Source organism: Qipengyuania sp. BR81-2 (assembly GCF_055693895.1).
The window spans coordinates 1,437,364-1,461,925 of the sequence record NZ_CM146344.1 but is presented as its reverse complement, the minus strand read 5'-3'; the positions used below and the strand labels follow the sequence as shown (position 1 = coordinate 1,461,925).

At 63.8% G+C, this 24,562-nt stretch carries 21 protein-coding genes; 11 read left to right on the top strand and 10 right to left on the bottom strand.

The annotated features are described in order from the left end of the window. Positions 1-23 precede the first annotated feature (23 nt). The 3 genes from ACZ1G8_RS07245 to ACZ1G8_RS07235 are packed head-to-tail and all read right to left on the bottom strand — an operon-like array spanning position 24 to position 4,499. Complete coding sequence (locus ACZ1G8_RS07245; RefSeq protein ID WP_472678801.1) at positions 24-1,571, bottom strand: DUF389 domain-containing protein; 1,548 nt, start codon at positions 1,569-1,571, stop codon at positions 24-26. A gap of 9 nt (positions 1,572-1,580) precedes the next feature. Continuing rightward, positions 1,581-3,914, bottom strand: coding sequence for a DNA translocase FtsK (locus ACZ1G8_RS07240; RefSeq protein ID WP_472678800.1), 2,334 nt, complete (start codon positions 3,912-3,914; stop codon positions 1,581-1,583). Positions 3,915-3,971: 57 nt separating this feature from the next. Continuing rightward, a complete protein-coding gene (locus tag ACZ1G8_RS07235) occupies positions 3,972-4,499 on the bottom strand; it encodes a thiamine phosphate synthase (protein WP_472678799.1) in 528 nt (175 codons plus the stop codon). A gap of 22 nt (positions 4,500-4,521) precedes the next feature. Between ACZ1G8_RS07235 and ACZ1G8_RS07230 the strand changes: the two genes are divergently transcribed. Further along, positions 4,522-5,187, top strand: a complete 666-nt coding sequence (locus ACZ1G8_RS07230) for a YggS family pyridoxal phosphate-dependent enzyme (protein ID WP_472678798.1) — start codon at positions 4,522-4,524, stop codon at positions 5,185-5,187. A 99-nt stretch (positions 5,188-5,286) separates the two neighbouring features. On the opposite strand, the gene ACZ1G8_RS07225 is transcribed toward ACZ1G8_RS07230, so the two are convergent. The 3 genes from ACZ1G8_RS07225 to ACZ1G8_RS07215 all read right to left on the bottom strand — a co-directional run bounded on the left by ACZ1G8_RS07225 (position 5,287) and on the right by ACZ1G8_RS07215 (position 12,153). Then, positions 5,287-7,617, bottom strand: coding sequence for a TonB-dependent receptor (locus tag ACZ1G8_RS07225; RefSeq protein ID WP_472678797.1), 2,331 nt, complete (start codon positions 7,615-7,617; stop codon positions 5,287-5,289). Positions 7,618-7,702: 85 nt separating this feature from the next. After that, the gene (locus ACZ1G8_RS07220; protein ID WP_472678796.1) at positions 7,703-10,462 is read right to left on the bottom strand and encodes a [protein-PII] uridylyltransferase; all 2,760 of its coding nucleotides are present in this window, start codon (positions 10,460-10,462) and stop codon (positions 7,703-7,705) included. Continuing rightward, positions 10,459-12,153 carry a class I adenylate-forming enzyme family protein gene (locus ACZ1G8_RS07215; protein ID WP_472678795.1) on the bottom strand — a complete coding sequence of 565 codons (1,695 nt, stop codon included), beginning with the start codon at positions 12,151-12,153 and terminating at the stop codon, positions 10,459-10,461. The genes ACZ1G8_RS07220 and ACZ1G8_RS07215 overlap by 4 nt, the downstream gene beginning before the upstream one ends. 178 nt (positions 12,154-12,331) lie before the next feature. On the opposite strand from ACZ1G8_RS07215, the gene lgt reads away from it, so the two are divergent. The 3 genes from lgt (at position 12,332) to ACZ1G8_RS07200 (ending at position 14,739) form a co-directional block, all read left to right on the top strand. Next, positions 12,332-13,210, top strand: a complete 879-nt coding sequence (gene lgt, locus ACZ1G8_RS07210; protein ID WP_472678794.1) for a prolipoprotein diacylglyceryl transferase — start codon at positions 12,332-12,334, stop codon at positions 13,208-13,210. Beyond that, the gene (locus ACZ1G8_RS07205; protein ID WP_472678793.1) at positions 13,207-14,262 is read left to right on the top strand and encodes a class I SAM-dependent methyltransferase; all 1,056 of its coding nucleotides are present in this window, start codon (positions 13,207-13,209) and stop codon (positions 14,260-14,262) included. The genes lgt and ACZ1G8_RS07205 overlap by 4 nt, the downstream gene beginning before the upstream one ends. Positions 14,263-14,325: 63 nt before the next feature. Next, positions 14,326-14,739, top strand: coding sequence for a DUF2147 domain-containing protein (locus tag ACZ1G8_RS07200; protein ID WP_472678792.1), 414 nt, complete (start codon positions 14,326-14,328; stop codon positions 14,737-14,739). A gap of 1 nt (position 14,740) precedes the next feature. On the opposite strand, the gene ACZ1G8_RS07195 is transcribed toward ACZ1G8_RS07200, so the two are convergent. The 4 genes from ACZ1G8_RS07195 to ACZ1G8_RS07180 all read right to left on the bottom strand — a co-directional run bounded on the left by ACZ1G8_RS07195 (position 14,741) and on the right by ACZ1G8_RS07180 (position 19,115). Then, the gene (locus ACZ1G8_RS07195; protein WP_472678791.1) at positions 14,741-16,279 is read right to left on the bottom strand and encodes an ABC transporter permease/substrate-binding protein; all 1,539 of its coding nucleotides are present in this window, start codon (positions 16,277-16,279) and stop codon (positions 14,741-14,743) included. Then, positions 16,276-17,034 (bottom strand): ATP-binding cassette domain-containing protein, encoded by a 759-nt coding sequence (locus ACZ1G8_RS07190; protein ID WP_472678790.1) that lies wholly within the window; start codon positions 17,032-17,034, stop codon positions 16,276-16,278. The genes ACZ1G8_RS07195 and ACZ1G8_RS07190 overlap by 4 nt, the downstream gene beginning before the upstream one ends. Before the next feature lie 5 nt (positions 17,035-17,039). Beyond that, positions 17,040-17,510: a hypothetical protein gene (locus tag ACZ1G8_RS07185; protein ID WP_472678789.1), complete on the bottom strand. Its 471-nt coding sequence runs from the start codon at positions 17,508-17,510 to the stop codon at positions 17,040-17,042. A gap of 72 nt (positions 17,511-17,582) precedes the next feature. After that, positions 17,583-19,115, bottom strand: a complete 1,533-nt coding sequence (locus ACZ1G8_RS07180) for a PAS domain-containing protein (RefSeq protein ID WP_472678788.1) — start codon at positions 19,113-19,115, stop codon at positions 17,583-17,585. 167 nt (positions 19,116-19,282) lie between these two features. Here ACZ1G8_RS07180 and ACZ1G8_RS07175 point away from each other — a divergent pair, with 167 nt between their 5' ends. The 7 genes from ACZ1G8_RS07175 (at position 19,283) to ACZ1G8_RS07145 (ending at position 24,556) form a co-directional block, all read left to right on the top strand. After that, positions 19,283-20,452, top strand: coding sequence for an isovaleryl-CoA dehydrogenase (locus ACZ1G8_RS07175; RefSeq protein WP_472678787.1), 1,170 nt, complete (start codon positions 19,283-19,285; stop codon positions 20,450-20,452). Further along, positions 20,452-20,760 carry a DUF1330 domain-containing protein gene (locus tag ACZ1G8_RS07170; protein ID WP_472678786.1) on the top strand — a complete coding sequence of 103 codons (309 nt, stop codon included), beginning with the start codon at positions 20,452-20,454 and terminating at the stop codon, positions 20,758-20,760. Before ACZ1G8_RS07175 ends, ACZ1G8_RS07170 begins: the two co-directional genes overlap by 1 nt. Continuing rightward, complete coding sequence (locus tag ACZ1G8_RS07165) at positions 20,757-22,367, top strand: carboxyl transferase domain-containing protein (protein WP_472678785.1); 1,611 nt, start codon at positions 20,757-20,759, stop codon at positions 22,365-22,367. Before ACZ1G8_RS07170 ends, ACZ1G8_RS07165 begins: the two co-directional genes overlap by 4 nt. Before the next feature lie 71 nt (positions 22,368-22,438). Continuing rightward, positions 22,439-22,564 carry a hypothetical protein gene (locus ACZ1G8_RS07160; protein ID WP_472678784.1) on the top strand — a complete coding sequence of 42 codons (126 nt, stop codon included), beginning with the start codon at positions 22,439-22,441 and terminating at the stop codon, positions 22,562-22,564. Beyond that, complete coding sequence (locus ACZ1G8_RS07155; RefSeq protein ID WP_472678783.1) at positions 22,561-23,067, top strand: 1-acyl-sn-glycerol-3-phosphate acyltransferase; 507 nt, start codon at positions 22,561-22,563, stop codon at positions 23,065-23,067. Before ACZ1G8_RS07160 ends, ACZ1G8_RS07155 begins: the two co-directional genes overlap by 4 nt. Next, positions 23,060-23,857, top strand: coding sequence for a DUF1295 domain-containing protein (locus tag ACZ1G8_RS07150; protein ID WP_472678782.1), 798 nt, complete (start codon positions 23,060-23,062; stop codon positions 23,855-23,857). Before ACZ1G8_RS07155 ends, ACZ1G8_RS07150 begins: the two co-directional genes overlap by 8 nt. 72 nt (positions 23,858-23,929) lie before the next feature. Further along, a complete protein-coding gene (locus ACZ1G8_RS07145) occupies positions 23,930-24,556 on the top strand; it encodes a hypothetical protein (RefSeq protein ID WP_472678781.1) in 627 nt (208 codons plus the stop codon). Positions 24,557-24,562 lie beyond the last annotated feature (6 nt).

Below are 24,562 nucleotides of genomic sequence, written 5' to 3'. Positions count from 1 at the left end.
CGGTATTGCCTTGGCTTGCTCGCCTAGAGCGTGATCCAGGCGAGTTCGACGCCGACGGCACCCGGAACAGTCGTAATGCTGGTCACGATGTCCGCATCGTTGAGCGCCCTTGCGACCGCAGCTGCCTCCTCGGCATTGCCGATCACCATTACCTCGACCCCGGTCCGGCTCGCCGCCCAGATGGCGAGGTCGATGCTGGTCAGCCCTTCGGCAGTCGGCTCGCCTTCGTCGTTGGTAGAAACGCGGGGGAGCTGGAGCAGCGGTGGACGCAGTTCTGCGGTCCAGCCCGGCGTTGCGGCAGCGACGCGCCGCTCGAGTTCGCGGTAGCCCTGCAGGGTCAGCTCGGGCAGCGGCTTCGCGGTCGCCGAAATGCGCCGCATGTCGCGGTCCAGCATGACATCGGAGCGCGCGACACCGCCGGCAGCTGCCATGCGTTCGATCATCGCCGTCACCTGCCGTTCGGTTGCCGCGGCCTGCTCGGCCACGCGCGCCTGCGCCAGCTCGGCCTGCTGGGCCGCGCCCGGATCGGTGCTGACTTGAAGTTGGTCTAGCGAAACTATCACGTCGCGGCCGAGCCGCTGCGTGAGGCGCCGTGTGAGATCGGCCTCGGCGCCAGTCCGAAATTCGGGCGTGAAGACGTTCGCCCCGATCTGCACGGGGTCGCTTTCCCAATTGATACTTGCCTCGCCGATCTCTGCGTCTTCGGGGAAGGAATTCGAGATTTCGGTCGTTACGATGCGCTGCGCGCCGGCTTCGAAGGCGATCGATCGAAGCGAAAGGCCGAGCGGTATCGCCATGGCGACAAATATCACGAATATGCCGACGTTCTGGAACCAGCCCTGCCGGGTCGAGAGCGAGGTGCGAAAACCGTAGAGTCGGGCCATCAGCGTGGCGGTCAGCGCGATCGTCAGGAAGTTGGTGATGAACAGACCGAGCGCGCCGAAGAAGATCGTCCAGTTGAAGGTCGCCAACCCAAAGCCGACCACGGCCAGAGGGGGCATCAAGGCGGTCGCGATGGCGACACCGACGATTGTGCCCTCGCGCCCGCGGATCATGGCGTAGGAACCGGCAATCGAGGAGAACAGCGCAACCATAAGGTCTAGGAGGTTTGGTCGGGTGCGCGCGGCGATTTCTTCGGTGACCGTTTGCAGCGGCGAGAAAGTCACGAGCAGGGCTGAGAACAACACTGCCGCAATACTTCCGAGTGCAAGCGAGCGGGCGCTGATTTTCAGCCACTTTTGTTTGCCGGTAGCCAGCGCGAAACCAACACCGAGAATCGGGCTCATCAGCGGCGAGAGCAACATTGCCCCAATCACGACTGCGCCCGATGACAGGAGCAGTCCGAGGATGGCGATGCCAGCCGACATCAGGGTCATCAGGAAATAGCGCGCGGTCGCCGGGCATTCGAGCGCCACCTTGGCAACCACTGCCTTGTGGTCGACGTCGCTTGCGACCTTGTTGCGCCAGTAGCTGCGCAGTGGCGCGATCGAGCGCCCGAGAGGAGAATAGACCCAGCGTGCCACGCGCTCGGGCTGTTCGTCGGCGGAGGCGCTTGCGGGCGTCGTGTTCATCGGGTTCCCCTAGATGGGATTTCCGTCCTGGTCGCGGAAAATCTCGCGGCGGCCGACATGGTTGGCAGGGCCCACAAGACCTTCGCTTTCCATGCGCTCGATCCACTTGGCGGCGGTGTTATAGCCCACACCCATCTGGCGCTGGAGCCACGAGCCGGAGGCCTTCTGGTTCTCGATCACGATCTGGCAAGCCTGGCGATACTTGCGCTCGTCCGGATTGTCGGAAGCTGTAAACTCGTCCTCGAAGTTGAAGCCACCGTCTTCCGGCTCTTCGGTGACCGCATCGACGTAATCGGGCTTACCCTGCGCGCGCCAGTGATCGGCCACGCGTTCGACCTCGTCGTCGCCCACGAACGGCCCGTGCACACGCACCATCGCGCCGGTGTTGGGCTTGTAGAGCATGTCGCCCTTGCCCAGTAGCTGTTCCGCGCCCTGCTCGCCCAGGATCGTGCGGCTGTCGATCCGGCTTGTGACCTTGAAGCTGATGCGGGTCGGCAGGTTCGCCTTGATGACGCCGGTGATGACGTCGACCGAGGGGCGCTGCGTCGCCATGATCAGGTGGATGCCGGCAGCACGCGATTTCTGCGAAAGGCGCTGGATCAGAACCTCAATTTCCTTGCCGACCGTGACCATGAGGTCGGCAAGCTCGTCGACGATCAGAACGATCAGCGGCAGCGGTTCGTAGTCAAGCTGCTCTTCCTCGTAGAGTTCCTCGCCGGTTTCGGGATCGAAACCGGTCTGTACGCGTCGGCCGAGCGGCTTGCCCTTCTCCGCGGCCTTGCGAACCTTCTCGTTGAAGCCCGCGATGTTGCGCGAATTCACGCTGCTCATCATGCGGTAGCGCTTCTCCATCTCCTCGACCGCCCATTTGAGCGCACGGACAGACTTGGCCGGTTCTGTCACCACGGGGCTGAGGAGATGCGGGATGTCGTCGTAGGTCTTGAGCTCGAGCACCTTGGGATCGATCAGGATCAGGCGGCACTCGTCGGGCGTGAAGCGGTAGAGCAGCGACAGGAGGATCGCGTTGAGGCCGACCGACTTACCCGAGCCGGTGGTACCTGCCACCAGCAGGTGGGGCATGGCGGCAAGGTCGGCAATAATCGGCTCGCCCGCGATATCCTTGCCGAGGATCATCGGCAGGCTGCCCCTGTGGTCCACGAAGGCGGCCGAGGTCGCTAGCTCCTTGTAGCTTACCATCTGGCGGTCGGCATTGGGGAGCTCTATCCCGATCACGGTCTTGCCGGGGATCGGCGAGACGCGCGCGCTGATCGCGCTCATGTTGCGGGCGATGTCTTCGGCAAGGCCGACCACACGGCTCGCCTTGATGCCGGGTGCGGGCTCCAGCTCGTACATGGTCACGACGGGGCCAGCGCGCACTGCAGTGATTTCGCCCTTCACGTTGAAATCGTCGAGCACGTTCTCGAGCAGGCGCGCATTGCGCTCGAGCGCGATCTTATCGAGCTTGGGCGCGTTGTTTTCGGGCTGGTCGGTTAGCAATTCGTGGCTCGGCAGCTGGTAGCTGGCGAACATGTCGCGCTGCTTGGCCTTGGCCGGGCGCGAGCGAGCAGGCGCTGCAACCGGGTCGGCGATTTCCGGCGCGCGGCGCGGCTCGCGGGCAGCCCCGGACTCATCGTCGTCATCCTCGACCACGGCCTTCGCGCGCTTCTGCTTCTTGGGCGGTAGCGGCAGGTCGATCTCGGATTTCTCCGTCCTACGCCGCAGCATGTCGGGAAGCGTGAAGAACTGCGCCCAGTCGATGGCGAAGACCTTGGTGACGAGACCCAGCCCCCCGCCCAGCGCAACCAGGCCGAGCGCACCGATAATCCAGCCGGAGAAGCCTCCTCCGAAGCGCGTCGCGACCGCTTCCACACCGCCTGCACCGAGCAGGCCAGCCAGGCCGCCGGCGCCTGCGGGGAATGGGCCGGGGCTGCCTTCGAACAGTAGCGCGATGACCGTGCCGAGGAGCAGCATGGCCAGCATGAGCAGCGCGAAAGGGCTCCACCACTTGCCAGGCATTTCCTCTTCGTCGGGATCCTCGACACCGGTCCACAGGCGGCGGGCGGAAATCCAGAGCAGCGGAAGGAGCAGCAGCGCGGGCAGGCCGAAGAGGAAATAGGCACGCTCGGATGCCCATGCACCGCTCGCGCCCATCCAATTGGAAATCCGGGTTCCGTCGGCCGCTGTCGAAGGGCTCGGATCGGTCTGCGTGTAGCTGACAAGCGCCAGCGCAAGGAACAGCAACAGCACGAAGAGAATGCCCGCACCCGCCATATGCGTCGCGCGGCGAAGAGAACGGCGAAAAGCCGCCCGCCAGTCGGGTTTGGCGCCTGCGCGCGTGGCCATTGGAATTTTCCCTTCTACCGTCTTAGCGCACAGTATGAATCCTCGACGAGTCCGCCGTCAAGCGACCTTCGTCGAAGCGAGTCCGTCGATCGCGCCCCAGCGCGGCCAGCCGAGCTCGGTAGCGCGCTGCGCATCCATGCCGCCCAGCGCGATAACGGGCACACTCGATTGCTGGGCAAGGACGTTGAAACCGAAAGCGCCGAGCGTAGCATCGCCCGGGTGCGAGGCGGTCGGGAAGACGGGCGAAAGGAAGATTCCGTCGGCACCTGCCTCCATCGCGTGGCGGATTTCGTCGCCGTCATGTGCCGTGGCGAGCCTCAGCCCTTCGCCGAAGCTTTGGGGCGGGCCATAGATGCCGTCCTCTCCCCATCCGCTTGCGCGGGAGAGTATGACGACGTGCCCGTGATCGCGAGCGATGGCTGCCAGCCGGTCGAAACGCGCGCGGCGTTCTTCCGGTGCGAGGTGGTAATGCCGGAACACGAAGCCCGACCCGCGCGGTAGGCCAGCCAGCGCCGCTTCGAGCTGCGCATCGTTACGCTCGTCCGAGAGCAGCCACAGGAGGGGAAGGGTCTGGCGCGTTGTCACAGCTACGCTATAGCGCGCCGCGATGGAAAAGGCAGATACTCCGCTCGAACAGGTCCGCAACAATATCGCACAGGCGTGCAAGCGCGCGCGACGCGATCCGGGCGATGTCACGCTTGTTGCAATCAGCAAGCGGCATAGCGCCGAGACGATCGAGCCGCTGCTGATCCAGGGCCACCGCCATTTCGGCGAGAACCGCGTGCAGGAAGCGCAAGCGAAATGGCCCGCTTTGCGCGAACGCCATTCCGGCGTGCAGTTGCACCTCGTCGGACAGCTCCAGTCGAACAAAGCGGAAGATGCCGCACAGCTGTTCGACTTCATCCATTCGCTCGACCGCCCCAGCCTCGTGAAGGCTCTGGCCAAGGGCTACGACAAGACCGGCAGGCGCGTGCCCTGTTTCATCCAGGTCGATGTCGGCGACGAACCCCAGAAGGGCGGTTGCCCGGTCAAGGACGTGCCCGCGCTGATCGCGCAGGCGCGCGATGCCGATATCCCGCTCGCCGGCCTCATGTGCCTGCCTCCCGCCGATATCGAGCCTGCACCGTTCTTCGCATTGCTCGACAAGCTCGCCCGCGACCATGGTCTGGAAGGGCGCAGCATGGGCATGAGCGGCGATTACGAGACCGCCATCATGCTCGGCGCAACCCATGTCCGCGTCGGCACCGCGCTCTTCGGCGAGCGTCCCTCGTAACGAGAAGGGCTCGCCATCCGGCGCTCGGGAAGCGCAGCTTAGGCAGAAACAAAAAGGGCGCCCTCGGGCGCCCCTTCTTTTTCCTTCAGGCGTGTCCGATCAGAATTCGAACATCGCTTCGACGCCGACCTGGCGACCCTTGGCGAGCGGCGAAAGCGTGCCGCCTGCAGGGAAGAAGTCGAACGGACGGTTCACACCGTTGCTTAGCGGGCCACCGAAGGGCAGCTGCGTGTCGCCGCCGGCCTGGACCTGGTCGAGCAGGTTCTTGCCGTAGAGCGAGAAGCTGAGGCCTTCCATCGGGGTTTCCCAGGTAATGTTGGCATCAAGGTTCTGCACGTCCTGGATGTAACCGAAGTTGTTGTCGGTGTAGGCGAACTCGTCGCGGAACTGGTAGTTCACGCGGCTCGTGATCGAACCCGAGCCGAGCAGCAGTTCGTGGATTACGCCGACGCCCCAGGTGATCGGGGGAACGCGCGGGAGCGACAGGGCGAGGTCGGCATCGTTGATGACGCCGTCACCCGAGATGTCGAACGCGACCTCGTCGTACTCGGCATCGATGATACCGATGTTGGCAGTGAACAGCAGGCCGTCCGACACGCGCATGCGACCTTCGGCCTCGAAGCCGAGGATAGTGGCATCCGCCGTGTTGAGGATGAACTGCGAGACACCGGCAGTCGGGCTCGACTGGTTCACTTCGCGCTGCATGTCCGAAATGTCCGTCAGGTAGACAGCGGCGTTGAGCGTGAAGTCGCCGTCGACCGACTGGAATTTCCCGCCGAGTTCGTAGTTGTCGACCTTCTCTTCGTCGAACGAGAAGTTGCCGCCCGTTGCCGGGACCACGACGTTCTCGAAGACGTTCGCATTGGTGATACGGAAGTTGTAGCCACCCGAACGATAGCCACGCGTCCAGTGCGCGTAGAGCTGGCCGGTGCTGAACTCGTACTGGACGCCGAGCTTGGGCGACCAGTTGGACCAGCTGTTGTCATCCGTGAAGCCGTTGTTCTCGGTCGGGATGAAGGGGTTGGTGCCCGAAGTCGGGCAGGTGCCGTCGACGACCGAACATTCGGGACGCGGACGGATGTAGGTTACGCCAGCATCCTTTTCCTCGCGGCTCCAGCGGAGACCTGCGATGATCGAAAAATCGTCCGACAGGTAGAACTGGCCGTTGGCAAATGCGCCGAGAACCTGGTGGTCCTGGAAACCGCCACCGTAGAAGGTCAGCGGCGAAAGCGGCGGCAGATCACGGATTTCGGTGTAGGAGATCGACTGATCGAAGAAGAATCCGCCGACAGTCAGGTCGAAACGATCGCCCGAGATCGCATAGCGCAGCTCATTCGAGATTTGCTCCTGCTCGGTCTGGGTGTCCGAGTGAAAACCGAAGAACGGAGCGGAGTCGATGTCGCCGCCCGTCACGGCATCATAGGAACGATAGCCAAAGATGTTGGTCAGCGTGCCCGGGCCCACGTCGAGTTCTGCAGTGACCGAGCCGGTCCAGATCTCGTTGTCGTAGAATCCGGGGAAGTCGATCGAGAAATCGAATGTGTCGCGGCGGAAGATACCGCGGTTCTGGCCCGAGGGACCGTCGCCTTCACTGGTGAAGTAGTCGAGCTTACCGCGGATCATCAGGTCGCCGAAACGACCTTCGAGCGCGCCGCGCAGGATCTTCGTTTCCGCCTCGCCGTGGTTCTCACCATCGAAGAGGTTGGTGAAGTAACCCTCGTCCTTGTTGTAGTAGCCGCCAAGCTTGAACAGCAGCGTGTCTTCAACGAGCGGGCCGGAGACGACACCGCTGACGGTGTAGTTCGAACCACCGCGACCGCCGTCGAGCCACGGGCCGTCGACCGATGCGCGGACCTTGCCGCTGAATTCATCGGTCGGGTTGCCGGTGTTGATCAGCACGGCACCGCCGGTCACGTTACGACCGAACAGCACGCCCTGCGGACCGCGCAGGATTTCCACGCTGTCGAGGTCGAAAACGTCGAACACGACGCCGCCGTTGAAGCCGAGGTACACACCATCGACGAAGACGCCGACGGTCGGGTCGATCGAGGGGATCGAGGAGTTGATGCCGAGACCGCGGATCGAGAAGTTCGCCGTACCGCGGCTGGTGCCGATCTGGTCGAGCGAGACGTTTGGCGCCGAATAGGTCAGCGACTGGATTTCACGAACCTTCAGCGCGTCGAGGCTTTCCGAGTTGAATGCGGTGACGGCCAGCGGCACGTCCTGCACGTCTTCGGGGTTCTGCGTCTTAGTGCCGGTGACGACGATCACGTTCAGCGCGTCGATTCCACGGCGCTGCTCGGGCGCCTCTTCCTCGGCCTGAACCGTGGTGTCTTCGTCTGCATCCTGTGCCAGCGCTGCCTGGGGGAGCAGCGTGAAACCTGCCCCGAGCAGGGCGAGCGTGCGCAACGAAAGCGTAGTGGTCCTCATGGGAACTCTCTCCTGTTGGTAATCTCTCGCGAAAATCAGTGGCCGATTTGCAACCTAACTGCAACATCCAAACCACGAACTGCAGTCAGGCGTCTTCCAAGCGTGCCTGCAATGCATCACCCGCCGCCTCGACAAGACGTGCGCCGAGAAGATTTAGGCGCTCACCCTCGGCGATCTTTCCGCCTGTGAGATCAGTGACATAGAAGGTGTCGACCGCACGCTCGCCATAGTTGGTGATATGCGCCGAGTGGACCACGAGCCGATTTTCGAAAAGCACCCGTGCAAGGCGGTTCAGGAGTGCAGGCCGGTCGCGCGCATTGACTTCGATCACGGTAAAGCGGTTCGACGCCTTGTTGTCGAACTCCACGCGGGGCGAGACGTCGAAGGCTTTCGAGCGACTGTGAGGCAGCGGGCGCTGTGCGAGTTTCGGCGTGAGGTCGATCCGATTGGCGAGCGCATCGGCGATGCTCTGCTCGATCCGGCGCAACTGCTGTTCCTCGCGGAACGGGGCGCCGTGGGGGTCCTGGACGAGGAAATTGTCCATCGCCCAGCCGGTGCGCGAGGTGTGGATGCGCGCGTCGATGATGTTGCCGCCGGCGAGATGGATCCCGCCCGCGATGCGGTAGAACAGGCCAGGGTGGTCGGCGGCGATGACTGTGACCAACGTCGCACCGCGCGCCTCGTAATATTCGCAGTGCACAGACAGCTCGTGTTCGAGCTCGCGCGCAGCGGCATAATGCACAAGGTTGAGCGCGATGATGTCGACAGGTTCGGCGATCCAGTAGGCATCGCCGAAAGTCTTGCCGAGCTGTTCGACAAGATCGGCCTTCTCGCCGAGCAGTTCGGCGACATCGGCACGCTTGGCCGCCACCTTCTCCTTGCGGCCGTGGCGCATGTGCCCGAGGCGCATTCGTTCGGACGAACTGTCGTAGAGCTCGCCGAGCAGCTGGCCCTTCCAGCTGTTCCATGTGCCCGGACCCACGGCGCGGATATCGACTGCGGTCAGGATCGCGAGATGGCGCAAGCGCTCGACGCTCTGCACCTGCGCAACGTAATCCTCAATCGTCTTGGGATCGGTGAGATCGCGCTTCTGTGCAGTATGGCTCATCAGCAGGTGGTTGAGCACGAGCCATGATACCAGCTCGGTCTCGCTCTCGCTCAGGCCGAAGCGCGGGCATAGCTCCTCGGCTACTTCCGCGCCGAGCACCGAGTGGTCGCCGCCGCGACCCTTGGCGATATCGTGGAGCAGCGCCGCGACATAGGCGACGCGGCGCGAATTGACCTTGTGGATCAGCCGCGTCGCGCGCGGATGGTCGTCCTTCAGCTCGCCCTTCTCGATCTTGTTCAGCAAGCCGATCGCGCGGATCGTGTGCTCGTCCACCGTGTAGTGGTGGTACATGTCGAACTGCATCTGCGCGTTGACCTTGCCGAAATCGGGCACGAACCGGCCGAAAACGCCCGCCTCGTTCATCCAGCGCAGCACCATCTCAGGGTCGTTGCGTCCGCAAAGCAAATCGAGGAAGAGCGCATTGGCACGCGGATCCTCTCGCACCTCCTGGTCGATCAGCTTGGCGTCGCGATCGGCCTGGCGCATTGTTTCTGGGTGGATTTCCAGCTCCTCGGCTTCGGCGACCTGGAAAATCTCGATCAGCCGGACCGGGTCCTTCTGGAACCACTCGTCGGAGGGCGCAGCAATACGGCCGCCGAACACGCGATATCCCTTCACGTCGCGCGGCCGCGGGCGGAAACCGGCAAAGAAGCCGCGGCGTGCGGCATTCTTGGCAAGGTCGTCCTCGATATGGGCGAGGAAAACGCCGGTGAGACTGCCCACGCGCTTCGCCTGCAGGAAATAGAACTGCATGAACCGCTCGACCGCGCTCTTGCCCGGGCGATCGGCGAAATTCATCCGTTCGGCAATCTGGCGCTGCAGGTCGAAGGTCAGCCGGTCCTCTGCGCGCCCCGTAATGATGTGCATGTGGCAGCGCACCGCGAGCAGGAAGCGTTCTGCGCGGCGGAAACTGCGGTATTCGACCTGCGTCATAAGGCCGGTGTCGACCAGCTCGGCGGCGCTCGATACCCGGTGGATGAACTTGCCGATCCAGTATAGCGTCTGGAGGTCGCGCAAGCCCCCCTTGCCATCTTTCACATTGGGTTCGACCACGTAGCGGCTGTCGCCCATCCGCTTGTGCCGCGCGTTGCGCTCTCCAAGCTTCTGGGTGAGGAATGCGCGCTCGTTGCCGTGCACGACCTCGCGCGTATAGCGCCGTTCGCCCTCGTCGTAGAGATCACGGTCGCCCCAGACATAGCGCCCTTCGAGCAGCGCAGTGCGGATCGTGAGGTCATCCTTCGCCAAGCGGATCGCCTCATCTAGCGTGCGGGTGGAATGGCCGACCTTCAGGCCCAAGTCCCACAGCAGGTAGAGCATCGCCTCGACCACCTGTTCGCACCAGGCATTGCGGCGTTCGCCGACAAGAAAGGCGATGTCGACATCCGAATGCGGCGCCATTTCGCTGCGCCCGTATCCGCCCACGGCCATGACCGCGAGCCGTTCCCCGCTGCTGCGATTGGCAGCGGGATAGACATGCTGTGTCACATATTCGTGGATGACCCGGACCAGTTGGTCGACGAGGAAGGAATAGCCCCCCGCCACCGCGTGGCCGGCAGAAGGCCGTGCCTCGAGCCTCCGTTCCATCTCGGCCCGGCCCGAACCCAGCGCTTCCTTCAGCGCCGCAACAACATGCGGTCGCGACTTGTCGCCATGCTCCCCGACGAGCGCCTCGATAGCGGAGGCGAGCTTGCGCCTGTCGATGATCGCGCGCTGGTCAGGGATATGTGCGTGGCTCAACTCGCGGCGTATTCCTTGGCGTAGGTTGCCTTGACGGTGCGCTTGTCGACCTTTTGAGTGCCAAGTCGCGGCAGCTGGGTCTCCGCCTTCCACAAGACGCCCGGGATCTTGAAGGGCGCGATGTGCTCGCGAAGGAATGCCTGCAGCTCTTCCGGTGTTAGGTCCTTGCCCTCATGGGTGTAGTAGACCGCTGCCGGGACTTCGCCGAACCGTTCGTCGGGCAGGCCGAAGACCGAGCATTCGGCCACTGCCGGATGCGCATAGATCGCCTCTTCCACCTCGATGCAGGAGATGTTCTCGCCGCCGCGGATGATGATGTCCTTCTTGCGGTCGACAATGAAGAGGTAGTTGTCCTCGTCGAGATAGCCGAGGTCACCTGTGCGGAAATAGGCATCATCGGTATAGGCCGATGCGGTCGCCTCATCGTTCTTCCAGTAGCCGAGGAAGTTGGCCACCGAGCGGATGCAAACCTCGCCGACTTCGCCCTGCGCGAGCTTGTTGCCGTCATCGTCGAGGATGGCGAGATCGACCAACGGCTTTGACGGCATGCCGGTAGAGCCGGGCTTGGCCATGTAGTTCTCGTTCAAGTTGCCGCAGCCCACTGCGTTGGTTTCGGTGAGGCCGTAACCCAGCAGCGGGAAGCCTTCGGGGAAGGCATCCTTGATCTTTTTCACGTGTTCCGGCGGGCGCGCCGAGCCGCCGGCAGCGAAGCTCTTGCACTCCGACAGGTCGTATTTGTCCTTGTCCGGATGCGTCGCCATTTCATAGCTCATCAGCGGCACACCCACGAAATAGGTCACCTTCTCTTCCGCCAGGAGACGCAGGGCTTCGCCCGCATCCCACTTGGGCATCAGCACCAGCTTGCGGCCCATTGCGAAGCTTTGCAGGAACAGCGGAACCTCGCCGGTCACGTGGAACAGCGGCACGGCGACGAGCGCGCTGGGCTGGACCGTCGGCGCTTCGCCCTTCTCGGTCAGCATGGCGAGTATCATCGCGGTCTGCGCGACATAGTTCATCACGCCAGAGACGACGCCGAGATGGTCCGAATAGGCACCCTTGGGGTGGCCGGTAGAACCCGAGGTATAGAGGATAGTAGCAAGATCGCTCGGGCCGATTTCGCCGAGCATCTTCATGGCGGTGTCGCCTTCTGCCCAGATCGGCGCGAGGCCTTCGGAAGGCACCCCGTGATCGAACACGACGACTTCGGCCTTGATGTCCTCACCTTCCATGCGCGCTGCGCGCTGTTCGTCGGCGAGTACGAGCGAGCATTCGCACAGGTTGATGCCGTAGGCCATTTCCTCCCCGGTCCACCAGCCGTTGAGCAGCGTCGCGCAGCCACCCGCCATCAGCGTGCCCATGTAGGCGATCATCCAGTTGGCCGAGTTGCGCGCCGCGATACCGACGCGGTCGCCCTTCTTGACGCCGTGCTTGGTCGCAAGCCCGTGCGCAACGCAGGCGGCAGCGCCATAGACCTGTCCGAAAGTCAGCCGCAGGTCGCCGTCGACGAGGAAGAGCTCGTCCTTCTTCTCGTTGCAGAAGTGGGCGAAATAGTGCGCGAGACTCGGCGGCGCATTCTTGAATGCGGGCATTTCCACGCCGCGGCGTTCGATTGGGGTAGTCTCGAACATCTGGCCGGGCGAAGTCACTGCGGCGGTAAAACGATGGATGTCCTTGTCGAGATCGGTCGGCATGGTCGTGTCTTGTCCTCTCCATAGTCTCGCGCGGGCAAATGCCGCAGTCCGCACCGGCAATGGATCGCCGCGAGCGATTTGCGACACAGGCTTTCCCCAAAACGCCTGCTATGCCAAAAGCCGCCCCGAAACGGGTCGCGCATGGCGGCCTTCGCGCTTTCTCTAAGGGGATAAAACCTTGCTGTCACTACTGGCTGCGACCGCGGCTGCTTCGGACCCGATCCAGTGGGCGGAACTGGGCCTAAGGCCCTATCTGTTCGAGATCGGCGGCTTCCAGCTGCGTTATTACTCGCTCGCCTACCTGCTCGGCATCCTGCTGGCCTACTGGCATCTGTCAAAGATGATCAAGGCACCCGGCGCACCAATGGCGCAGCGTCATGCGGACGACCTGTTCTTCTACTGCACGCTCGGCGTCATCATCGGCGGCCGGCTCGGCTATGCGGCGTTCTACCAGCCCGAACTCTTCCAGAGCGCGGCGGTGTTCCGCCTGTGGGAAGGCGGGATGAGCTTCCACGGCGGGGTGATCGGCGTACTGATCGCGATCAGCTGGGTCGCCTGGCGCGGCAATCTCAACTGGCTGCGCGTGTGCGACTACATCGCAGTCAATGTGCCGTTGGCCTATATGCTCGGCCGCATCGCCAACTTCATCAATGGCGAGCTCTATGGCCGCCCGGTCGAAGGCGACCTCGCTTGGGCGATGGTCTTCCCCGGCGGCGGCGACATCGCGCGTCACCCCAGCCAGCTTTACCAAGCCGGCCTCGAGGGGCTGCTGCTCGGCATTCTACTGATCGCACTCTTCTGGCAGACGCGTGCGCGCTACCGCGCCGGACTGCTGGTCGGGCTCTTCACTGTGGGCATGGGCGTTGGCCGCTTCGTCAACGAGTTCTTCCGTGAGCCCGATGCGCATCTGGCGCACCGCGTGGTCGAGACCGGTCTCAGCCAGGGCCAGTGGCTGTCGGTCCCGATGATCGCCGTCGGCGTAATCGTGGTGATCTATTCGCTGCTCCGTCCGCCCGTGGGCGGTGGCAAGTCCGCACCCAAGCCGCAAGCGGCATGAGCGGGAACGAGGCCGCCAGCGACCTCGCCAGCCGTTTCCGGCGCCTGATCCAGCGGCACGGGCCCATGCCCGTGTCGCGCTACATGGGCGAAAGCAACGCGCTCTATTACGACAGCCGCGACCCGCTGGGGCAGGCGGGCGACTTCACCACTGCGCCCGAAATCAGCCAGATGTTCGGCGAAATGATCGGCCTGTGGTTTGCCGATATCTGGACGCGCTCGGCCAAGCCGGATGCCGCCTATGTCGAGCTCGGACCGGGGCGCGGTACATTGGCGCGCGATGCGCTGCGGGCGATGTCGAGCCAAGGCCTGCGCCCGCCGGTCCATCTTGTCGAGGGATCGCAGGCGTTGCGCGAGGCGCAGGGCTCCGCCCTCGGCGAAGCGCTGTTCCACGATTCCATCGCCACGCTGCCCGAGGACCAGCCGCTCTACCTGATCGCCAACGAGTTCCTCGACGCGCTGCCGATCCGCCAGCTCGTGATGACCGAGCGCGGGTGGCGCGAGCGGCTTGTTGCTCTCGACGGCGAGGATTTCGTCTTCGGTGCGGGCCCCAACCCGATGGAAAACGCGGTCCCGGAAGAGCTTAGCGCGCAAGCCGTCGGCACGGTCATCGAGACCTGTCCGGGTGCAGCCGCCATCGTCGAGGAAATCGCCCGCCGCATCGACGTACAGGGCGGCGCGGCGCTGTTCATCGACTACGGCTATCTCGAGAGCCGCCCGGGCGAAACGTTGCAGGCGGTGCGCGCCCACGAGAGAGTCGGCGTGTTCGATGCGCCCGGCGAGATGGATCTGACCGCGCTGGTCGATTTCGGCATCCTTGCACAGATCGCAGCACGCGCCGGCCTCGCGGTAGATACCGCCACACAGGGCGACTGGCTGACCGCGATGGGTCTCGGCATGAGGATGCAGGCACTCGCGCAGCGTAGCCCCGAACGCGCTGCAGAACTGAAGTCCGCGCATGACCGGCTCATCGGCGTCGATGCCATGGGCGCATTGTTCAAGGTCATGGCAATCACGCCGCGCCATGCCGCGCGCGGTGCCGGCTTCGGCTGAGGTTCAGGCAAGTCGGGGTACAGCTTTAACCCCACATGGCTGCGGCACGAAGGAAGGGTAGAGATGATGAAACGCCTGATCACCCTTGCTGCCGTCTTCGTGGCCACCCCGCTCGCTGCAGCGGCACCGGTCGAGGGGCGCTGGATTACGGCGGAAAAGGACGCGGTCATCACCATCGGTGATTGCGGCAGGTCCGTGTGCGGACGGATCAGCCGCTTCCTCGTCCTGCCTCCGCAAGGCGCCGACCAGCGCGACGTCAACAACCGCGACCCGCAACTGCGTTCGCGCAAGCTGCTCGGCATGCCGGTGCTGACCAGCTTCGTCGAAGAGGACGATCTCTGGCGCGGCCGGATCTACGATCCGAAAAGCGGCAAAACCTACCGCTCGGTGATACGCCGGATCAATGCGACGACACTCGAAGTGAAGGGCTGCATCGGGCCGTTCTGCCAGACGCAGACGTGGAAACGCGCCCGCTGAGCTAGAGCCCGGCGCGCTCGGCAAGGAGCCGTGCAGCCTCGTCGAAGGACAGCTTCTCTTCCTCACGATCGACCGCGTAGTTCGCCTCGCGCATTGCTTCCACGTCGATCGCATCGATCAGCGGCTGGAGCGCCGCCACCAGCGCCTCGTCTCGCGAAGCTTCCGGGCTCAGCAAAAGGACTGCATCGTAGTTCGGGAACGCGCCGCGCGGGTCGGCGAGGATGAAGAGGTTGTCCGCCTCGATCCGCCCGTCGGAAGTATAGGCGCCGATCACGTCGGCCTCGCCCGACTGCAGCGCGTTGTACATGAAGGTCGGAGAGAAATTGCGCTGCTCGGCAAAGCGCAGACCATAAGCGTCGCGCACCGCGATCCATTCGGGCCGTTCGAAGAATTCGGGATCGCCGCCCACGGTCAGTTCTGGCGCGACATTGGCGAGATCCTCGATGCTCTCGATCCCGCGCATGCGCGAGACTTCGACCGGAACGGCAAAGCCGTAGGCATTCTCGAAGCCCAGCCGCCCGAGCACACGCATGCCGGTATTTTCGGTCTCCCAGCTGACGATCTCGTCATACATCGTATCGCGCGGCGGATTGTCCTCGCGCTTCATCTGGTTGGTCCAGATCGTACCGGTGTAATCGACATAGACATCGACCTCGCCGCTCGCCGCAGCGCTATGTGCCACTGCCGAGCCGAGCCCGTCGCGATACTCGACAGCGAAACCTTCCGCCTCGAGCCGCTGGCCGATAAGGCGCGCGAGGACGTATTGCTCGGAGAAACTCTTGGCACCGATGACCACGCGGTCTTCATCGTCCCCGCCGCCGAACTGCGCGAACAACGCTGCGCCAACGCCAAGTGCGACCGCTATAAGGCCGCCCAGCCAGAGCCCCCTGCGCCGCTCGCGGAAACCCCGCTCGATCACGCCGAGCAGAGTATCTGCCAGTAGCGCAAGTCCCGCGCTTGCTATGCAACCGGCAAGCACCAGCACCCAGTTCTGTGTCTGGAGTCCGGCAAAGATCGGATCGCCGAGACTCTTCTGTCCGATCGTGGTCGCCAGCGTCGCCGCACCGATCGTCCAGACCGCCGCCGTGCGGATGCCCGCCATGATGTAGGGTGCGGCCAGCGGGGCGTCGACCAGCATCAGCCGCTGGCGGAAATTCATCCCGACACCCTCGGCCGCCTCGATCACGCCGGGATCGAGATTGGCCTGCGCGGTCACAGCGTTCCTCAGGATCGGGAGCAGCGCATAGAGCGCAAGTGCCAGCAGGGCGGGCAGGAAACCTAGCGTCGGCAGCCCCTCGCCGAAGACGGCGCGCAGGCTCAGCAGGATCGGGAAGAACAAGGCCAGCAGCGCAAGCGCGGGGATCGTCTGGACGAGACTGGCAAAAGCAAGCGAGGCGCGCGCGACCCTTTCCGAGCGGCTTGCCCAAACGGCCAGAGGGAGCGCGACCACGATGCCGAGCGCCAGCGCGGCAGCCGAGAGCAGCACATGCGCGGCAAGCTGGTCACCGAGCCCTGTGAGTGCATCCCACAGATCGTTCATTGCGAAAGCTCCGCCAACCGCTCGGCCTGGTGGCGCGGGACCGCGACCAGCGCCTGTGCAATCTTGCCGCCCTTGCCTGCCAGCAATGCCGCCGGCCCTTCGTCGGCGACAATCTGCCCGGCATCCAAGACCAGCACCCGGTCGGCCAGCAACAGGGCTTCGGCCATGTCGTGCGTGACCATGACCGTGGTCAGGCCGAGTTCGTCATGTAATTTGCGCACGCGTTCGCCCAGCGCGTCGCGGGTGACGGGATCGAGCGCGCCGAAAGGCTCGTCCATCAACAACAGGTGCGGCTCCGCAGCGAGCGCGCGTGCGACCCCGACCCGCTGGCGCTGGCCGCCTGAAAGCTCGTCCGGCAAGCGCCCCGCCATGCTCTCATCGAGCTCGACCCATGCGAGCAGTTCGGCAATGCGCGTTGCGGGAAGGCGCTCGCCGCCGAGCCGGGGGCCGATCGCGATATTCTCAGCGACGCCCATGTGCGGAAAAAGGCCGATGGACTGGAAGACATAGCCGATCCGTCGCCGGAGCGCGGGTTGCGGAAGGCCGGCGACGTCTTCGCCTTCGAAGAGGACCTCGCCCGAGGTCGGCTCGACCAGCCGGTTGACCGTCTTGAGCAGTGTCGACTTGCCCGATCCCGAAGCACCGACCAGCGCAACGAAGCTCCCGGCCTCGATGTCTAGGTCCAGCGAATCGATGGCGCGGGTCGTGCCGTAGGCTTTCGATACGCCGCGAAATGACAGGATCGGTTGGGGCATGGCGCTTATTGCTCGCCGGCCTCCTCTTCGGCCTCGGCATCTTCTGTAGGCGGCTCATAGGAAACGCTGGTCAGCTCGACTCGACGCCCTTCGGGACCGGTGACGATCATCGTGTCATCCTCGCGCTTGCCCGGCTCCCAGCAGGTCTCGATCCCCGCCTCGTCATCGGGCGTGAAGCAGAGCATCATGCCGCGTGCGCCTTCGGCATAGGTCCACTCGCCCTGCTGGTAGGGATCGCCATTGCGCAGATCCCGGTAGTTTCCGTCCTCGTCTAGATAGGTGACGAAACGCGCGCCATCTTCGGCATCGGCCCGCCATGCGGTGCCGGAAAGACTGTCGGGAGGCGTGGGTGATGCAGTCTCCGTGCCGCTGCCATCGGGCGTCTCGAAGGTCTCCTGCGGCGCTTCATCCTCCGCAGCCGGAGCACAGCCGACCACAAGGAGGCTGGCGAGGATCAGTATGGATGTAGGTCGCATCGCGATGGGCCCTCCCGCAAGTTTCGCAGCGACCCTAGGCAGTCATTTGCCGCGGGGCAATGCGGCGGCCCGTCAGTCTGCAATGCTCTTGTGTGGCAACACAATACGGACATCGAGGCCGTCGTCCGAATAGCTGCGTTCGAAGCTGCCGTTGAGCTGACTTTCGACCGCCATCCGCAAAAGGCGCGAGCCGAACCCTTCTGTTTCCTGCTTGGCATCGATGCCGCACGGCGATGCGCGCTCTTCCCAAGTCACGCAGATCCGGCCGTCTTCCTCGCAATCGTCGGTGACGGTCACCGTGACGTGGCCTTCGGCGCAGGACAATGCGCCGTATTTTGCCGAATTGGTCGCCAGCTCGTGGAAAATGAGTGCCAGCGGCGTGGCAGCGCGTGCGCCGATCTTCACCCCGGGCCCGGTAATCGTGAACCGTTCTCCGCCCTTGGGATCGTAGGGCGCGAGGAGGTCGGTGAGCAGGCCGGACAGCGTCTCGCCGCGGCGCTCGCTCATGGGGCGCACGTAATCATGCGCCGTGCCCAGCGCGCGGATCGTATCGGTCAGCTCCTTCGCGAAGCCTTCCACTTCCTTGCGCCCGCGCGAGCGGATCGCGATCAGGCCGGAGACGACCGCGAAGATGTTCTTGATGCGGTGCGAGAGCTCACGCGCCAGCAAATCGCGGGACTCTGACAGGCGATGCGCCTTGTCGATATCGGTGACCGTGCCGAACCAGCTGACGGGCTGGCCTTCCTCGACGATCGGCACCGCGCGCGACTGGACCCAGCGGTAGGAACCGTCTGAGTGCTTCAGGCGCCATTCGTCCTCGAACAGGGTGCCCTGCTCTACCGCCGCCTGAAAAAGGCCCAGCGACCGCTCCCAGTCGTCAGGATGGATCGCCCGACGCCAGTCCTCTGTCTTCTTCGGAGGCTCGAGGCCGGTAAGCTCCTGCCAGCGCGCGTTGACGTGCGAGAAGTTACCCTTGTCGTCCGCCCGCCAGGCGATGCCGGGCACGCTGTCGATCAACTGGCGCAGTTCGCGTTCCTGCTGCTGGAGCGTCGCATTGATGTGCCTGCCGAGCCGCCGCTGGCCGAGCCGCCTCATCACGGACTGCGCAAGAATCGCGAGCCCCTCCTGCTGGAGATCGCTCAGGCCCTCGCTGCGCGGCTCGGTATCGATGACGCATAGCGCACCTAGCGGCGCGCCTTCGGACGAGATCAGCGGGTGACCGGCATAGAAGCGGATATTCGGTTCGCCGGTGACCAGCGGGTTGTTCGCAAACCGTTCGTCCTCGCGCGCATCGAGCACCACCATCGGCTCGCTCCCGAGCATGGCATGGGCGCAAAAACTGGTGCGGCGCGGCGTCGTTTCAGCATCGAGGCCGGTGCGAGCAAGGAAGCGCTGGTCGTCCTTCTCGACGAAGGTGACCATCGCCATGGGTGTCGAACAAAGCTTTGCGGCAAATTCGGCAATGCCCTGCAATTCAGGATCGCCGACCAACTCCTCGCCGCCATAGCTCGCGAGCACGGAGAGGCGCTCTTCCTCGCCGCAGAATTGCTGCGAGGGCCCTTCGCCGATCGGCCAAGTGGACCCCTTGGATTTTACCATATCCATCGTTTGCGCCGGCACTTTAGCTATAAACCACGGAGTTTCAACGGCTTTCACTTTTGCGCAAAAGCGCAAATCTCTGCGCGCTTTCATACGTTTGCACGCGTCCTTCACCTCGGCTATCGCGCGGCGAAGAATTTGCTGGCGGGCCGCACCCGCCCAAGGAGAGAGAATTGCGCGCTACCCCCGATTTCGATTTCCAGCTCGGCGAAAGCGCCGACATGATCCGCGAAAGCGTCTCGCGCTTCGCCGACGAACAGATTGCCCCGCTCGCCGAGAAGGTCGACCGTGAAGACTGGTTCCCCAAGGCCGAGCTGTGGCCCTCCATGGGCGAGCTTGGGCTTCACGGCATCACTGTGGCCGAAGAGGATGGCGGCCTCGGCCTCGGCTACCTCGAACACGTGATCGCGGTTGAGGAAGTCAGCCGCGCAAGCGCTTCAGTCGGCCTTTCCTACGGCGCGCACTCCAACCTGTGCGTCAACCAGATCGCCCGCTGGGGCAATGACGAGCAGAAGGCGAAATACCTGCCCAAGCTGATCAGCGGCGAACATGTCGGCAGCCTTGCCATGAGCGAGGCGAGCGCCGGTTCGGACGTCGTCTCGATGCGCACCAAAGCCGAGAAGGTCGACGGCGGCTATGTCCTCAACGGTACCAAGTTCTGGATCACCAACGCGCCCTTTGCGGACACGCTGGTGGTCTATGCCAAGACCGCACCTGAGGCCGCCAGTCGCGGCATCACCACCTTCCTGATCGAGAAGGATTTCGATGGCTTCTCTATCGGTCAAAAGATCGAGAAGGTCGGCATGCGCGGCTCGCCCACGGCAGAGCTGGTGTTCGACGATTGCTTCGTGCCGGAAGAGAACGTGATGGGTCCCGAAAACGGCGGCGTCGGCGTGCTGATGAGCGGCCTCGATTACGAGCGCGTGGTGCTTGCCGGCTTGCAGCTCGGCGTGATGCAGGCCTGCCTCGACACGGTCATCCCCTATCTTCGCGAGAGGAAGCAGTTCGGCAAGCCCATCGGGTCCTTCCAGCTGATGCAGGCCAAGGTCGCCGACATGTATGTCGCGCTCCAATCGGCCCGCGCCTACACCTATGCGGTCGCCAAGGCGTGCGACGCAGGGCAGACGACGCGTTTCGACGCGGCCGGTGTAATCCTGCTGGCATCGGAAAACGCTTTCCGCGTGGCCGCCGAAAGCGTCCAGGCGCTGGGCGGCGCAGGCTACACGCTCGACTGGCCGGTGGAGCGCTACATGCGCGATGCGAAGTTGCTCGATATCGGCGCGGGCACGAACGAGATCCGCCGCATGCTGATCGGTCGCGAGCTTATCGGAGCTGCTGGCTGATGCCGGTCTACATGATCTCGCGGATGACGATCCATGACCGCGTCGAGTACGACAAGTACGAAGAGCGCTTCATGGAGATCTTCGACAAGTTCGACGGCAAGCTTCTGAGCGTCGACGAAGAACCGCAGGTCGTGGCCGGCGAGTGGAAAGCCACGCGCTCGGTGCTGATGGAATTCCCGACCAAGCCGCAGCTTTTCGCCTGGCTGACTTCGCCCGAGTACCAGGAAATCGGCAAGCACCGCGACGCGGGCAGCACGGCCGAAGCCATTATCGTGAAAGGCCTCGAGCCCGGAGACATGCCCTCGTGACAGCACCCGTTCTCACATCCACGCTCGACCGCGAGGCACCTGACGCCAAGGCGCGCTTCGAGCACAACACCTCGCTCGCAGCCGACTTGCGCTCCACCGTCGCCGTAGCCGCTCTCGGCGGCTCGGAAGGCAGCCGCGAACGCCATGTTGGGCGCGGCAAACTGCTCCCGCGCGAGCGCGTCGAGCGCCTGCTCGATCCAGGCAGCCCCTTCCTCGAGATAGGCCAGCTCGCCGCCAACGGCATGTACGGCAAGGACGAGATCAACGGCGCGGGCATGATCGCCGGGATCGGCCGCGTCTCGGGCAGGCAGGTGATGATCGTGTGCAACGATGCCACCGTGAAGGGTGGCACCTATTACCCGATGACGGTGAAGAAGCACCTACGCGCACAGGAAATCGCGCAGGAAAACCGCCTGCCGTGCATCTATCTCGTCGACAGTGGCGGCGCGAACCTGCCGCACCAGGCAGAGGTCTTCCCCGACCGCGACCACTTCGGCCGCATCTTCTTCAACCAGGCGAACATGTCCGCGCTGGGCATCCCGCAGATCGCCTGCGTCATGGGCAGCTGCACCGCGGGCGGCGCCTATGTGCCTGCCATGTCGGACGAGACGATCATCGTGCGCAACCAGGGCACGATCTTCCTCGCCGGGCCTCCGCTGGTGAAAGCCGCGACGGGCGAGGAAATCAGCGCCGAAGACCTCGGCGGCGGTGACCTCCACGCCAAGAAGTCGGGCGTGGTCGATCATTTGGCCGAAAACGACGAACACGCGCTCACTATCGTGCGCGACATCGTCAGCCAGCTGGGCGCGAACACCGGCGCGGCGCAGGACGTTGCCCTCAAGGAACCGCGCCCGCCCAAGTTCGACGCGGAAGACCTCTACGCCATCGTGCCCGAAGACGTGCGCGCGCCCTACGACGTGAAGGAAATCATCGCCCGCCTCGTCGATGGCAGCGAATTCCACGAGTTCAAGCAGCATTACGGCAGCACGCTGGTCTGCGGCTTTGCGCATATCTGGGGCATGCCGGTGGCGATCCTCGCCAATAACGGCGTGCTGTTCTCCGAAAGTGCGCGCAAGGGCGCACACTTCATCGAACTCGCGCAGCAACGCCGCATCCCGCTGCTGTTCCTCCAGAACATCTCCGGCTTCATGGTCGGCGGGAAATACGAGGCCGAAGGCATCGCCAAGCATGGCGCGAAGCTCGTCACCGCGGTCGCCACCGCGACCGTGCCGAAAGTCACCGTGGTCATCGGCGGCAGCTTCGGCGCTGGCAATTACGGCATGTGCGGCCGCGCCTATTCGCCGCGCTTCCTCTTCACCTGGCCCAATGCTCGCATTTCAGTGATGGGCGGCGAGCAGGCCGCATCGGTCCTCGCCACCGTCCACCGCGATGCCGACAGCTGGAGCGAAGAAGAGGCCGAAGCTTTCAAGGCCCCGATCCGCCAGAAATACGAGGACGAGGGCAATCCCTATTACGCCACCGCGCGCCTGTGGGACGATGGCGTGATCGATCCGGTGCAGACCCGCGACGTGCTCGGCTTGGCCTTCTCAGCAACGTTGGAGGCCCCCATTCCGGAGAAGCCGCAGTTCGGTGTGTTCCGCATGTAATTGGCGGGAAACCGCTGCATCCCTCTCGCTTTCCGTAGCGTAGCTGCTAGGCCTCGCAGGCAGGAGAGAGAATGCCCAGAGCCAATTTTCGAAAGCCGTCGCTGCTGAGCCGGATCGTGCGGCGCATCATCATGGTGCTGTACCGCTGGAAGGGCTGGAAGATCGAGGGGGGTTACCCGATCTCGACAAGTTCGTGATCGCTGGTGCGCCGCATACTTCCAACTGGGATTTCGTTTTCTTCATCGGCGCCACCGCCGAGGAAGGCGTGCAGCCCAATTTCATGGGCAAGCACACGCTGTTCCAGGGCATGATGCGCAACTTCATGTTCGACATGGGCGGCATATCTGTCGACCGGAGGAAGCGCGCCAACGTCACCGAGCAGGTTGCAGAAGAATTCGCCAAACGCGAGCGCCTAGCGCTGGTGATAGCCGCAGAAGGCACACGTTCGACCGACGGCAGCTGGAAATCCGGCTTCTATCATATCGCCCGCGCGGCAAACGTGCCGATCGTGCCTGCCTATGTGAACAACGACACGATGACGCTGGGCTTCGGCCCGCCCATCGTTCCGACAGAAAGCTATGGCGAGACGCTCGCCGAAATCACCCGTTTCATGCAATCCAAGCTCCCGGGTTACCACCGCTTCGACGTGCTCGAAGCGCAGGCCCGGAAGCTGATCGAGGAGGAACGCGCCGATGGTTGAGATGCTGCTTGTGAATGCCGCTGTGCTGGTGGCGGTCGTGCTGGTCCTTTGGGCGATCTCGGTGAAGATCGACGACGTCTCCTTCATCGACAGCTTCTGGGGTGCGGGCATGGCGCTGATGGCCTTCACCAGCTGGGTGCAATTGGAAGAGCGCGGGATCCTCGCGCATCTCCTTCTCGCCATGACGGCCGCGTGGGGCCTGCGCCTCGGCATCTATCTCCTGCGCCGCTGGCGCGCGGAAGGCGAAGACAAGCGCTACGAACGCATGCTCAGGAAGGACCGCGAGAAGGGCCGTTTCGCCTTCGCCGCGCTGACCAAGATCTGGCTCGGGCAGGCGCTTCTGCTGTTTCTCGTCTCCTCGCCCGCACAGGTCGGCATTCTCTCGAGCGATCCCGCGCAGCAGGTGACCGCTCTCACCATAGCCGGTCTTGCGCTCTACTTCGTGGGCATTTTCTTCGAGTGGGTCGGCGATTGGCAGTTGTCGCAGTTCAAGAAGGACCCTTCGAACAAGGGCGAGGTCATGGACAAGGGCCTGTGGCGCTATACCCGTCACCCGAATTATTTCGGCGATGCTTGTGCCTGGTGGGGCATCTGGCTTGTTGTCGCCAGCGTCAGCTGGGAAGTCGCCCTGTGGACCGTGGCCGGACCGCTTTTCCTTACCTTCACGCTGGTGAAGTGGTCGGGCGCGGCATTGCTCGAGAAGGGCATGAAACATTCGCGCCCCGGCTACGAGGAATACAAGAAACGCACCTCCGCCTTCATTCCCATGCCGCCCAAGAAAAGCGCTTAATCAAGGCTCAGCGGGGTTTAACCTTCCGCGTGAATGGCTACATTGGCGCCAATCTTGAGGGAAACAACGCCAGTGAGCGAAGACGAAATCGATCAGATGCGCAGCCGCTTCGCGCGCGAGGCAATGGCGCTGATGGAGCGCACCGGCGAGGAAGTGACCCGGTTGCGGCTAGCTGCCGAGCTCAAGATCGCGCGTTCGCGGCTCGATGTCGTGTTTCCCGAGGAAAGCGACCTTCTCGATGCCATCACCGGCGAATGGTTCGCGCCCTATATCGCAATCATGGACGAGGTGATGGCGAGCGATCTCCCCCCGCGCCGAAAAATGTACGAATTCGTGGCAAGGCGCTTCGTCCGCCTGCAGAAGAATTTCCAGGAAGATCCGGCCGCCTTCCGCCTCTACATCGAGATGGGCGAACGCTATTTCGAGTACGCGCAAAGCTACATTGACCTCGGCGACCACTACCTGTGCGAGATCATCGCAGAGGCGCAGGCTGAGGGACATTTGAAGGGCCTCGACGTCGATTTCGCGCGATCGGTGATCAACCAGATCGTTTCGACCTATCTCCAGCCCTACAGCATCGCCATGCTCGGCGACCGGCTAACCGAGGACAAGCTCGCGCATATCGTCGATGCGATCTTCGACGGTCTTGTTGCAGCGGACGGCGGGGCAAGATCGACCAAGGGCCTCCACGCGGCGTGACGGCTC